The organism is Alicyclobacillus dauci, assembly GCF_026651605.1.
GTDB classification, from domain to species: domain Bacteria; phylum Bacillota; class Bacilli; order Alicyclobacillales; family Alicyclobacillaceae; genus Alicyclobacillus; species Alicyclobacillus dauci.
The window spans coordinates 558,616-571,001 of the sequence record NZ_CP104064.1; the positions used below are offsets into that span (position 1 = coordinate 558,616).

The 12,386-nt window shown below is 48.9% G+C and carries 7 protein-coding genes and 2 pseudogenes; 7 read left to right on the forward strand and 2 right to left on the reverse strand.

The window, feature by feature from the left end; all coding sequences use genetic code 11:
* The first annotated feature begins 3 nt into the window (after positions 1-3).
* The 6 genes from NZD86_RS02815 (at position 4) to NZD86_RS02840 (ending at position 7,852) form a co-directional block, all read left to right on the forward strand.
* Positions 4-783 (forward strand): SDR family NAD(P)-dependent oxidoreductase, encoded by a 780-nt coding sequence (locus NZD86_RS02815; RefSeq protein WP_268044979.1) that lies wholly within the window; start codon positions 4-6, stop codon positions 781-783.
* Complete coding sequence (locus NZD86_RS02820) at positions 780-2,909, forward strand: acetate--CoA ligase family protein (protein ID WP_268044980.1); 2,130 nt, start codon at positions 780-782, stop codon at positions 2,907-2,909. The genes NZD86_RS02815 and NZD86_RS02820 overlap by 4 nt, the downstream gene beginning before the upstream one ends.
* Positions 2,910-3,098: 189 nt before the next feature.
* Entirely contained in the window at positions 3,099-4,400 is a 1,302-nt protein-coding gene (locus NZD86_RS02825) for an MFS transporter (protein WP_268044981.1), read from the forward strand.
* Positions 4,401-4,493: 93 nt separating this feature from the next.
* A complete protein-coding gene (locus tag NZD86_RS02830) occupies positions 4,494-5,675 on the forward strand; it encodes a thiolase family protein (protein ID WP_268046768.1) in 1,182 nt (393 codons plus the stop codon).
* A gap of 311 nt (positions 5,676-5,986) precedes the next feature.
* Positions 5,987-6,265, forward strand: coding sequence for a hypothetical protein (locus NZD86_RS02835; RefSeq protein WP_268044982.1), 279 nt, complete (start codon positions 5,987-5,989; stop codon positions 6,263-6,265).
* A gap of 957 nt (positions 6,266-7,222) precedes the next feature.
* On the forward strand, positions 7,223-7,852 hold the full coding sequence (locus tag NZD86_RS02840; RefSeq protein ID WP_268044983.1) for a hypothetical protein: 630 nt from the start codon (positions 7,223-7,225) through the stop codon (positions 7,850-7,852).
* A 1,563-nt stretch (positions 7,853-9,415) separates the two neighbouring features.
* On the opposite strand, the pseudogene NZD86_RS02845 reads toward NZD86_RS02840, so the two are convergent.
* Positions 9,416-10,647 (reverse strand): annotated as a pseudogene (locus NZD86_RS02845) (ISL3 family transposase).
* 55 nt (positions 10,648-10,702) lie between these two features.
* On the opposite strand from NZD86_RS02845, the gene NZD86_RS02850 reads away from it, so the two are divergent.
* Positions 10,703-10,981: a hypothetical protein gene (locus NZD86_RS02850; RefSeq protein ID WP_268047025.1), complete on the forward strand. Its 279-nt coding sequence runs from the start codon at positions 10,703-10,705 to the stop codon at positions 10,979-10,981.
* Here NZD86_RS02850 and NZD86_RS02855 read toward each other — a convergent pair.
* A pseudogene (locus tag NZD86_RS02855) lies at positions 10,914-12,116 on the reverse strand (IS110 family RNA-guided transposase). The gene NZD86_RS02850 and the pseudogene NZD86_RS02855 overlap by 68 nt on opposite strands.
* Between the last annotated feature and the right edge of the window lie 270 nt (positions 12,117-12,386).

A 12,386-nucleotide genomic window follows, 5' to 3' on the forward strand; every position in this document is an offset into this window, starting at 1 on the left:
ACGGTGTACGACTTTACGGATAAAAGAGTGCTTGTCACGGGTGCGTCACAGGGAATCGGTGAGCACATTGCATACGGTTTTGCTGAAAGGGGAGCTCGCCTGGCGTTACTGTCCCGGCGGGCGGAAAAGCTGCAAGAGGTCAAAGCGCGTCACCCCAATTTGGTCAACGCGCCTGTTTACGCCGCTGACGTGCGAAACGAGCAAGCCATTGCTTCGGTGTTTGAGGATATTGAACGGCGCTTTGGCGGGATCGACATATTGATTAACAATGCCGGAGGAAGTTTCTATGCACCGGCCAGTGAACTCAGTCCAAATGGGTTTGCATCAGTGCTGAACATCAATCTGTTAGGGCCATATATCGTCTCTAAGGCGGCGTTTAGACTCATGTCTGCCCAAGGTGAGGGTGTGATCGTAAACATTGGCTCCGTCGCCGGTAGAGACAGTTCACCAGGTATGGTGGCATACGGTGCGGCCAAGGCTGGACTCGTCAATATGACACGTACACTCGCTACGGAATGGGGCCCACTAGGGATTCGGATCAACACAGTTGCACCTGGCCCAATCCTAACTGAGGCGGCCAAACAAGTTCTGTATAATAACTCAGTTGAGCGTATTGACCGAGCTGGGCGAAGAAAATCTGTCGGGCGCCTGGGTGAGCCACAGGACGTGGTAAACGCGGTGCTATACCTTGCCTCCCCCTTGGCTTCATTTATAAACGGGACGGCACTCTACGTCGACGGCGGTCCAACTGTGGCCTCCAAAGAAGGGGAGGTGTCGGAGTGAACGACCTCACCAGTCCAGAGCGTCTCCGTCAATTCTTTCACCCACAGAGCATTGCCCTCGTGGGTGCGACCGACAAGTCGAGGTGGTCTTTGTTCACCTACATGAATCTGAAAACATTCGGTGGGTCGGGTGGAGCAACCGTGCACTGTGTGCACCCAAAACACGAAGTCGTACACGGGCAAAAAGCGGTACCATCATTGCTCGACATCGACGAACCGGTCGACCTCGCGTACGTCATGGTTCCAACCGGGCAAGTGTTACAGGTGTTACGGGACGCAGATGCGGCTGACATTCGCAACCTCGTGATTTTGACATCTGGATTCAGTGAAATTGGGCCCGAAGGCGCTGCCATGGAACGGGAAGTACTCGAGTTCGCTCGTGCGCATAATCAATTGCTCTTGGGACCAAACGGAAATGGTTTTATCAACGTCACCGCACAGCTAACTCCATATGGTCTACTTGTGGCGCCACCGCTCACCCCTGGACCCGTAGGTATTGTCTTACAGAGCGGGGCCTTGGCTAGTACCGTCCTCACCTTGGCACAGGCGCGCAATGTGGGATTGAGCCTGCTCGTTTCGATGGGAAACGAGACGATGATGTCTGCGACTGACGTGATGGATTATTTAATTGAAGACGAAGCGACTAAGGTGCTTGCCGTTTTTCTCGAATCCATCCGTCAACCGAAAGAATTTGCGCGTATTGCAAAGAAGGCCCTCGAGCATGGCAAACCGATTGTCGCCATGAAAATTGGACGCAGCGAACACAGTGCCAGAACGGCAATGGCTCACACCGGAGCCTTGGTTGGGGATGATGCAGTCAACGATGCGGCTTTTCGCCAGCTCGGCGTGATCCGCGTCAATTCTTTGGAGGACCTCATTACGACTGCTGGGCTGCTTGGTTACACCCCGCCGTTGACCGGACGTCGGATGGGCGTCGTGACACCCTCAGGTGGTGCCTGCGATATCTTGTCGGATAGAGCCGCTGACGAAGGGATTCTGCTGCCTGAGTTTGCCCCAGAGACGGTGTCCAAACTGAAAGAGGTTGTGCCAAGCTTCTCCACCATTCACAATCCACTGGACGTGACCGGATTTGTCGTTGTCGACGGAACCCTCTTGCGTCGTGCGCTCGCGGTGGTGGCAGACGATCCTGGCTTTGACTTTCTTCTCTGTTTAACTGATCCCCCTAGGATCGAGCCGGATGACGTCGCACCCGTGATCGAGCAATATAGCCAGCTTCACGAAGTGGTTGCAAGGGCAAAAGTCCCGATTGTCGTCGTCAGCAACAGTTCCATTGATATCACCCCATTCGGGCGATCCGTGTTAGAGAAACTAAATTTGCACTTTGTCGGCGGGATGGAGCACGGAATGTCCGCTTTGGGGAAAGCCGTTTGGTGGCACCAAAAATACCGTGAGAGCAGGCTGAAAAACAAAGCGTTCGAAGAAGTGTCAAGACCTTCGACAAGCCTGTCAACGGGCGAGTGGAGCGAACACGCCGCACGCGCATTTTTAGATGCAGAGGGCATTCCAGTTGTGCCTGGAGTCTTGGCGAGAACTGCTGTTGAAGCAGTTGAGGGCGCAAATGCCGTGGGCTATCCTGTCGTCTTGAAAATCCAATCAGCCGACATTCAGCACAAGAGTGATGTCGGCGGTGTTGCGCTCGGGTTACAGTCCGACGAAGAAGTCCTGCAAGCCTATCAAACTATCCTGGCTTCAGTTCGGGAAAAGGTTCCCAGAAGTCGTGTGGACGGGATCCTTGTGTCACCGATGCGTGGTGAAGGCGTGGAGATGCTCGTCGGCGTCGTTCGTGACGCCTTGTGGGGACAGGTGCTAGCTGTCGGAATGGGCGGTGTTTTCGTCGAGGTGATGAAGGACACGAGCTTGCGTGTCTTGCCGGTCGATCGCGCTGAAATCCGATCCATGTTGGAGGAACTTCGGAGTTTTCCTCTCCTTCGTGGAACGCGTGGGCGTATAGGGGCGGATATCGAGAGGTTGGTGGACGTCATCTACCAGATTTCGCGGCTCGCCGTTCGCCATCGTGATCAACTGCGGGCATTGGAAATCAATCCACTCTGGATTCATGGATCGCAAATTGAAGCATTGGACGCACTGATTTCGATAGAAGGGTAACTCGCGGGCGGCCTTAGCCGCCCTAATTACCCAATGTGTGTAGGTGGTTACGCTATGTGCTCGTCCGGTGGAATATGAAGACATAGAAGTGACAACAATCAAGGAGCGATCGCGATATTATCTGAATATTATGAGTCAAACTCGTGGATGGGCGCTGATGGTGCCCTAATTGGAGGAGGACAAAGGCATATGATGAGTTGGGTACAATCTCGCTACATCATGAAGTATCCAGTTGGTTGGATGCGAATCGGTCTGCTTGCCCTCGTAATCATCGCAAATATTGTGGCTAACTATGAAGGTGAATTAGCCCCAGTTGTCCCACTATTACTTCCCGATCTACATTTAACCATCACGAATTATGGATTCATTGTTGCTGCCAGTGCTGTTGTTTCAGCAATCGTAGCGGTCATTTCCGGTCCGTGGATCGATAAGTACGGCCGTACATTCTTCGTTGTTGCAGGGACTATCGTCACCGCTATCGCGGTATTTGGAATGTGTCTTGTACACAACACCACCCAGTTCATTGTCGTTCGAGTTATCATGGCTATTATTCTCGGTGTTTCGATCCCGGCAACAACCGGGCTCATTCGCGACTTTACACCGCGAGTCGGCCGGGCCTTGGGATTTGGTTTATGGACATTTGGTCCAGTTGGGGCGAACTACTTGGCAGCCGGCGTCGCCGGGGCCACACTGCCGATCTTTCACAACTCGTGGAAGTCACAGTTTATCATCATGGGAATATTCTGCCTTGTCGTGGCTATCATCGTAGCGTTTCTCATTCGCGATTTGTCCCCCGGTCTTCGCGCGCAAGTGGTCCATGATAACACGAGTGTGGCAAACGTGAACCATTCCGCGCAGGCGCAGAACGAAACGATAGCCTCGCCAAAATTGGTGTATGGATCTTTCCATATCTGGGCTCTGGCCATTGGCATTGTCCTGTTCCTGCTCTTATACTTCTTCACACAAGCGTTTGGACCTATCTACCTTGTAACCGCTTTCAAGTATTCTCCAGCGGAAGCTTCAACGCTCGCCAGTTATTTTTGGTTGGCAAACTTAGTTGCGTTGGTTGTTATCGGGTGGGTTTCTGATCGCCTGCAATTGCGGAAGATATTTTCCTTTATTGGCGTCATCGGTTTACTGATATTTATGTATTTCTGGATCCATTTAATTGGCCACCACGTATCGGCTGGAACGATGATGGTCTACACGTCTTTACAAGGTGTGCTACTCGGTTTCGGCTTTGGTCCGTGGATGGCGTTGTTCTCGGAAAACCTCGAAGATATTCATCCGACATTGCAAGCCACAGGGTGGGCGATTTGGTCATTCGTGACAAACGTCCTTGTAGCCATCGCCGGGTCCATCACCTTTCCCGTTGCAGAACGATTCGGATTCGCGGCCTGGTTTGATGTCTGTTGGGCTGGGGTTGTCATTTACGGCGTGCTGATTTTCGTCGGGCGTGGCCCGTGGTTTCGTAGGAAGCAGTTTAAATGAGAGAGTTGGCTGAAGCTTTACGGAGCATATGGTTTTATGGTTAGCGAGTTGCACGATTTTAGGTAGCTTTGAGGGAGGTTTAACATGTCGAAAATGTCGGAACGCGATCCAGTCATTGTCGTTGCCTTGCGTACAGCCATCGCAAGAATGGGAGGGGCGCTCGCGTCTTTGCCTCCACACTACTTTGCAGCCACTGTCATTCAAGAAGCCATCAGTCGCGCAAACTTACAAGCGAACGTAATCGACGACGTCATTTTAGGCAACGTTCTTGGCGGTGGAGGAAATATCGCTCGTTTGTCGGCGTTAAAGACGGGGTTGTCCGTACAAATTCCAGGGCTGACCGTCGATAGGCAGTGTGGGTCCGGGATCAATGCCATGTTTGTGGCAGCGCAAGCAGTACAGGCGGGAGACGGCGATGTGTATATCGCAGGAGGGGTTGAGAGTTACAGCCAGGCTCCGTACATGATGGCGAAACCGACCAGTCTATACAGTTTACAGCCACCACAGTTTATCAGGTCGAAGTTAGCTCCCCGTGAAATTGGTAACCCACCTATGGGGATCACCGCAGAAAATCTCGCGAAGAAGTATGGAATCAGTCGCGAAGAACAGGACCAATTCGCCCTTGCAAGCCAACAAAAGATGGCGGTGGCCATGGCTGAACAGAGATTTGCGGAACAAATTGTTCCTATAACGGTCCCAACAGGAAAAGGAGACAGCTACATTTTTAATACGGATGAGTATCCGCGGCCGCAAACAACCCCTGAGGCTTTGGCGAGACTTCGGCCCGCATTCTTGGAGGATGGTACGGTAACGGCGGGCAATAGTTCTGGTTTAAACGATGCTGCCTCCGCGCTCGTCATCATGTCGCGGGAAAGAGCAGAGGTGTTGAGTTTGAAGCCACTAGCGACGATACGTGAACGGGCCGTGGCGGGTGTGGATCCGAACGTGATGGGAATTGGTCCCGTACCTGCGACGCGTAAGGTGTTGGACAAATCAGGCTTAACGCTGGACGACATTGACATTATCGAAATTAACGAGGCGTTTGCAGCTCAAGTGATTGCGTGTGACCGAGAATTGCAAATGGATCCGCGCAAAGTAAACGTGAATGGGGGGGCCATTGCCCATGGGCACCCACTCGGTGCCACGGGAGCGATTTTGGCGACTAAAGCCGTTTATGAACTGGAACGGATCCAAGGCAGATTCGCACTGATAACCGCATGTATTGGCGGCGGTCAGGGAATCGCAACGATTTTGGAACGAGACGGTGCGGTTTGATATAACCCGTTGGGAACAGAAACAGGCGAGGAGCTATCGGCTACCTTGCCTGTTTTTTCCCTGCACACACTTAAGCAAATTGTTCGGCCTCGGTCGATCCTTTTAGGGCAGTCGTTGAAGATAAGCCTCCCAAACAACTTGAGCCACTTCGTCGAAATAACTCGCTCCAACTTCACGCTGCATTAAGCTAAATGATCGAGATTGAAACCCTTAATTTAAAACGCATTGAGTCGGAAATACGACTCAGAGGCTTGAAACCCCACAGAGGACCATGGTTTAACCGAGGTGAGAGAAGATTGGGGGTACTCCATATGGATCACCCTATTATCCTGTCGGCTGTAGTATGTATTGCATGGTTGACAGTGCTTGTCACCGGTGGGCTACACATATTAAGCGTGTCTAAAGAGAAAAGCAATATAATTTCACAAGCAGCAACATTTGCTGGTTCAAGCCAGGCACTATCCTTAGGATCTATGGATACCACCATTGTAATGGGAACACCATTTATTCAATCTCCTCAAGTTAAAATGCTTTACGAAAAAGGTGAGGTAACTGTGGACTCAACCGGTATACATATTAGTCGTTATTGACTGACCATTTGCTTTTTAGCACTTAGCGGCTCGTCATTGCGGGTTAAGAGAATTGGAGAGTAGTCTTATGCCAGTCTCTCCTATCTTCCTCAAAAATTACATTCGAAATGTACCCCTTTTATTAATCAGTCATCGATAATGACGGATTTGGTTTTACATTCAAACGTGTCCTAATAATGTCCTCAACATAAAGGAATCCTGTGATGAAATAGAAAGAGACAACACAGGAAAGGGTGACTATCTGTTGTCTGTTCTTTTAGGACTGGTGAGCCAGCAACCAATGTTAATACTTTTCGCCGTTATTATTGGAATTTCGGCCGTAATAAATATATGTTTAAAGTCATTACCTAAGTAACCTTTGAGATTAAGGGAGGTTCATTATCTTTACTGAAAGAGTGTATTAATTGAGTGAAAGACGCTCTGGCCAAATAGAGAGAATTGTAGGGGATACAGCTTATATAAGGTCTAGTCATATGACTTTTACTTTCAAAATAAGTTCGGAACCATACTCCGATGTTCATGGAAAAACACGAGTACCGCAACCAGGTGATGAAATAGAATTTACCGAAAGCGCTGATAAGCTAGCAACAAATATAAAACTATTTTGGACAAAAGAAGAATACCGGTGGACAATTCGACGACTGTTACAAGCGTATAAACGGGACGGGTAGTTCTGGGTTCAAGTAGAAGTTTCAGTAATAACAGTTCGGCATATCGATCTGGGTAAAGGGTCTATGCTTGAAATGGATGTCGGACAAAATAATCTGATATTAGTAGTGTTGACGTGGCATTAATAGTATAAAATGGGGACTATATAGAAGTTTTACAGTTGTGTCTGTAACTGGGGAACCATACCTCGCACGGCAGAATGGAAGTCTGTCGTAAAGCGCGAACCTATAAACCCGAAGGGTGAAGTGGCAAGCGGCGAGGAGGGAGTCGGAGGGGGTCATAGTACCGATGATGTGGGGACAACACAACCTCACGGAGGGAAGGACCCTCACTTCGTTCACGGGTATCAACCCCAAAGCAATCTGCTTTAGGACGTTTTCTTTAGAAATTGGCATTGTGAGCAATTGGTTTGTGAAATGGCTCAGGGAATATGCGGAGAAACAGCGACAGAAGGCTCAGGAACATGAGCAGGAGTTGGCAGAAATCGAATATAGGGAGAAGCCTGGAACATTGTTAGATACAATTTTCAGAGAAAGAGGGTTACGTGAACGGGTGAAAAGTTTAACAGATAACGCAGCAGAACTTGATAAATGGGCTGACCTCGTGGAAGACATGTCCAATGTAGGACTTCTAAACTCAGCTATCGAATACTACGATGCAAAGAAAAGGGTTGACGGGGGATTACCTGCAAGACCAAAAAATCGGACATTTTTCGTTGTAAACGATATTGTCAGTGAAATAGAAGAAATCAAGGATAATGTTGATGAGGAATGGTTAGAGGAACTGAACAGTGTGATAACCACGGTAAGTGAACTGCTAGACGCTGGGATGGATGAACAGGCTTTAATTTACTATCTTCGAGCAAGACGTAAGTACCCCGACCTACTATTACCTGAGCCAAAGGAACAACTGGATTAAGGTATGCTTCTGTCGCTAACGGTGGCCTTAGCGACACAAGGCCTCTTACCAAAGTTCGTATATAACTTCCGAACGGAGTATGTTTATGAGCTGGTGGAACACTCTGTTTAGGCGTAACGATCAGAATAGAAAAGCCTAGACAGTGTTACCAACTTTATTCTTTGGCTGCAATTTGATGTGACGTGTCGGTTACCGACTTTAATTATTCTACAGTTATTCAGAGACTGTCTGGAATCTTGTCACGTCAAGGGCTGTCGGTTACCAACTCTATTTCAACTGATCAGTTGGTGTGTTTGCAAAATGAAGTTGTATTCTCCGCAAAATAAGTTCTACCCTGAGTAAATTAAGTTGTTCCCTACAGCACGGGTGAATTCGGGTCAAAAGCCTGGATTCGCACGTGTTTTTTAGTGCCTGAAAGCGAATAGTGGGGGAAAAGACAGGGTGAAGTTCGGAAGGGGTTAGGCACGCAAAAGCCCGACATATCAATGATTCCTGAACACAGCCCGATCAAAAATGGGAAAAAATACACGACAAAATCTGTTTGCCCTGCGCCCTAAAATCCGCTCTTGCCCTGCCTTTCCAGGGAAAGACTTCATTTTACGCAGAATCGATGAATCTGGAAAAATTACGGATAAAAATGCGTAGGAAAAAGCGTGATCCAGAAACCAAATTCATTTAACGGCAGATATTGGGTGGACGTGAGGGAAAGTCGGGAACAGCCAGGCGGGGCAAGGGATTTGGCGGGGTTGAGGTGGGAGAGAGTCGGGGAACAGTACGGAAGAATTTGATTTGACGGTCACATATAACATAAGAAAGCCTATTGCTTTAGTCTCCGTGTCTTTTCGGGATTTCTGTGGGGCAGACCGTGTCGGAGTAGAATTTTTGTTCGATTTATTAGACGCCTTCATGTGCGCTCTCCTCCGCTTAGAGTGCCAAGTTTGACCGTCTATGTATTATCCGGGCGCTCAGTCTTCACTGTGTACAAGACCACAATATGCACGAACTGACCACCATGTTGGTGGTATCCAACCCACGGTAAACGTTTCACGTTTGAAAACAATAAGGGTGGATCTCTTTACATAAGTAGGTCAAGGCGTAGGCGTCAATTTCGTCGAAAATACGGGTCCAAAGGTAAATTGTCCAAGTCAGACAACACGTAAAAACCCGCCATCTTCTTCTGGGCGGGCTTTTACGTGGTTTACGTACACTAGTTATTACACGGTCAGCATCTGCCTCCGGGGCAACCTGGGTCTACAACCACGTCCCGTGACTGGGGTTGCGTGTAGTACCGTGGCACGTTTACAACGATGTGCCTCCTGACTTTGATAATTGGCTGGATAATTGGTTGTTCACGGTACACGTAACAATCCTCAAATACATACGCGGGGTCACACACAATCGGCGGGCATTTGTCCATTCCAGACCACCTCCCAACCAAGAAGAAATCTGTTTCTACGGCATCGTATGTTCTGTATGGACGACTCGACCAAGATATTTGTCCTTTCGGCGTTTACTAAATGTATAATCGCTCAAAGCGGATAAGTTTCGGGCCTCCTCGCTGTTTTAGGTGGGTAAAGCGAAGGACAACTTGCCTAGCAACAGGTAAATCATAGAGATATAGTTCTCGACGTTGCGATAACCCTTCGCTCTTCGTTTCATGGCTTGGATGAGACTGTTCATACTTTCAATCAGGGCATTATTCACTCTGCTATCAAACCAAGACAGTATGCCAGTTTGGTGGCGGCGAATGGTTTTAGCGGCGTCAATCATTGGTTTGAGCCGCGAATGCGTGGCCCAGAAGTACCACTTGTCCAGAAACGGCTTGGCAAGGGACTTTGGCTGTATCCAAAGCTCTTTGAATGTCAGCATCATCTGGTATGCCTTTGCCGTCTTGAGATTTAAGTGCCGAAGCTCCTGTAATCGCTCTTTTTGCTTGCTTGTCAAATTGTGCTCATTCTTCAGCCAAATGTACCTGGATTGTTTGAGCATGGGCTGTGTGCGTTGTTCTTCACGGCGTACTTTGTCCACCGCTTCACCGATTACTTTCGTAACATGGAACTTGTCAAATGTGAGTGAAGCGTCAGGAAAGTATTTGTGAACACCAGCAATAAATGCTGGAGACATGTCGGAGCAGACAGTTTCGATTTCATCTGGGTCGCCGCCATGTCGCGTGAAATCATCGACGAATCGCGTAAGGGTACTCATGTCTTTGCCATGCGTGACGAAGATTACCCGTCTTTGCTCTGTATCTGCAACAACGGTCACGTAGTGATGACCGCGAGCTGTAGAGGTTTCGTCAACCGCAATGTGGTGAACATCTGAGAAGTCTTGTGATTCGCGAGCCTGATTCACATAGTGGCGAACGATACGCCAGATACGGGTATCATGTTCCCCGACTAGACGTGCAACTGCCAGAACGGGCATCTCGCGAACCAGTTGAAGGATGAATGCCTCGAAGCCGTATGAGAAATGCCCGCGTTTGCGTGCCCAGGGCACTTCGATGGTCCGTACACCCCCTTGTCCTTCGAGCAATCATGGCACCAGATTCGAGGCACTTTGGCGTGAATGTATGTGTCGTGCTCAAAGTGATTGAGGTGCCTCCATGAGCGAGTGTCGCGGTCGTAGATGTCCGTGTTCTGACTGCCGCAATTTGGGCATGGGAACTTGGTTCCATCTTTGTAGTCGACCGTGATGTCAAGACGTTTATTCTCTTTGCTGAATTCAACCGAAGTAACATGCCAGGGAGATTGAACGCCAATAGAGTGATTGAACAAGTCAAGAACGGGATCGGACATTTGGATAACCTCCTGTTACGTCAAGAGAGCGTGGAATACCGACCAACGGGAGGATATGCCGCGAAAGCTCTTGACGGATGCCCAACTTGGCATCCTACAAGTCATGTCAAGCCGACAACAAGGAGGCATTGACCCTAACTCTGGTTTGCCAATGGGTTTTTATACCTCCATGATTGACTTGTTCAACCCATCTCAACCAGCGAAGAGCCAAATAAACCTTCCTCGAACACTGGAAGGTATTTCATTTGTCGGTCTTGACCTAGAAATTAAGGCATGTCTAGGAAAGCTTCTTTACGTTTTAACCCGACATAAATCCAATGAAGCAGTTTGTTAGCACAGGCGATCACAGCGACTTTATGAGCCTTTCCTTCTTCTCGTTTTCGGTCGTAAAAGGCTTTTAGTCGCTTACTGCCGCTTTTACGCAAACTGCACAAAACAGCGACGAACAACGTGTGACGAAGTCGGCTGGAGCCCCGTTTACTGATGCGATTTATGGTTGCTGTGAACTTACCAGACTAGAACACACGGGGGTCAACGCCCGCAAAAGCCACGAGTTTCTTTGGGTGATTAAACCGGTCTATTTCTCCGATTTCGGAAAGAATCGTTGCAGCGATTTTTCCACCTATACCGGGAATGGATTGGATAATCTGATATTCTTCAATATCCATGGCGAGGGCATCTATCTGGTTTTCAAGGGCGGATAGATGCTCTTTATATTGAAGGAGCATTTTAATGTACATATCCAGACTGAATAGGTGACTTTGCAGGTTCGCTTCCCGAAACGGATTCCTCATTGCAGCGGCTATAATTTTCTTTGCCTTCTCAGCCGCCCAACGGTCGGAACGACTGGGACAGAACTTTGCAACCCGTTCTGCCAGCTCAGCCTCTGAAACATCCAGAACGGCTTGGGCTGTCGAAAACCTCGACAACACATGCAATGAGACCTTTGAGTACAAGTCTCCGAACACACCCCTGAATTCAGGAAACACCTGGTCCAGAATCGCCTGAAACTGTAGCTTCGTTTGAATGCACAAACCGGTGATCGATTCATGTTGCCGTGTAAGGTTACGGAGGTCTAGTAGCTGTATGCCTCGCCTCTTATACGGCTCAAACTCTTCTTTGTAGTAGAGTTCGCAGAGACTGTACGCATCTCGGGCATCTGTTTTTACCTTGCGGAGACTGGTCTTCTTCGCTTGGTAGGCAATCAAGGGATTGACCAGGATATATACATAGTTCTGTTCATCAAGAAAGTGGGTGATCGGTTTGTGATAGTGCCCGGTCGATTCAAGGATGATGGTAGGGGGCGCTCCGGTCAGTTCCTCCACGGAACGGAGTACATCGTGGAACTGATCGAGCCCTGCACTTGTATGAACGATGTTAAAGCTCTTTCCATGAGGCATACCCCTGTTCAGAAACACTTGTCCCTTGCTTTCTCCTTTCGCAATATCCAGACCAACGACTGGATTCACCTGAACAGCTCCTCTCACTGATTTTGTCGGCAGCCCCTATCCTTCTTGCAGTTCATAGCTTCGCTTTTTATACGAGGTTATTGCCCCAACCAGCTTCAAACATGCTTCCACAAGTAGGGGGCGAACAATTTAGCGCACGGGTTCCGAGACCCACGGGCAGAGACGTTCGACCCGACTACCGGAGTATAAAACCTCTATAATAAACAGAGGTCAGCCAATAACTGGCTGACCTCATAATACGATGGGGCAGTATAGTTTAATAAGGATTTA

What these genes read in the sequence shown, in the direction of transcription:
- NZD86_RS02840 (WP_268044983.1), top strand. Translation starts at nt 7,223, where the DNA reads ATGATGTGGGGACAACACAACCTCACGGAGGGAAGGACCCTCACTTCG.
- NZD86_RS02835 (WP_268044982.1), top strand. Translation starts at nt 5,987, where the DNA reads ATGGATCACCCTATTATCCTGTCGGCTGTAGTATGTATTGCATGGTTG.
- NZD86_RS02825 (WP_268044981.1), top strand. Translation starts at nt 3,099, where the DNA reads ATGATGAGTTGGGTACAATCTCGCTACATCATGAAGTATCCAGTTGGT.
- NZD86_RS02850 (WP_268047025.1), top strand. Translation starts at nt 10,703, where the DNA reads ATGCCGCGAAAGCTCTTGACGGATGCCCAACTTGGCATCCTACAAGTC.
- NZD86_RS02830 (WP_268046768.1), top strand. Translation starts at nt 4,494, where the DNA reads ATGTCGGAACGCGATCCAGTCATTGTCGTTGCCTTGCGTACAGCCATC.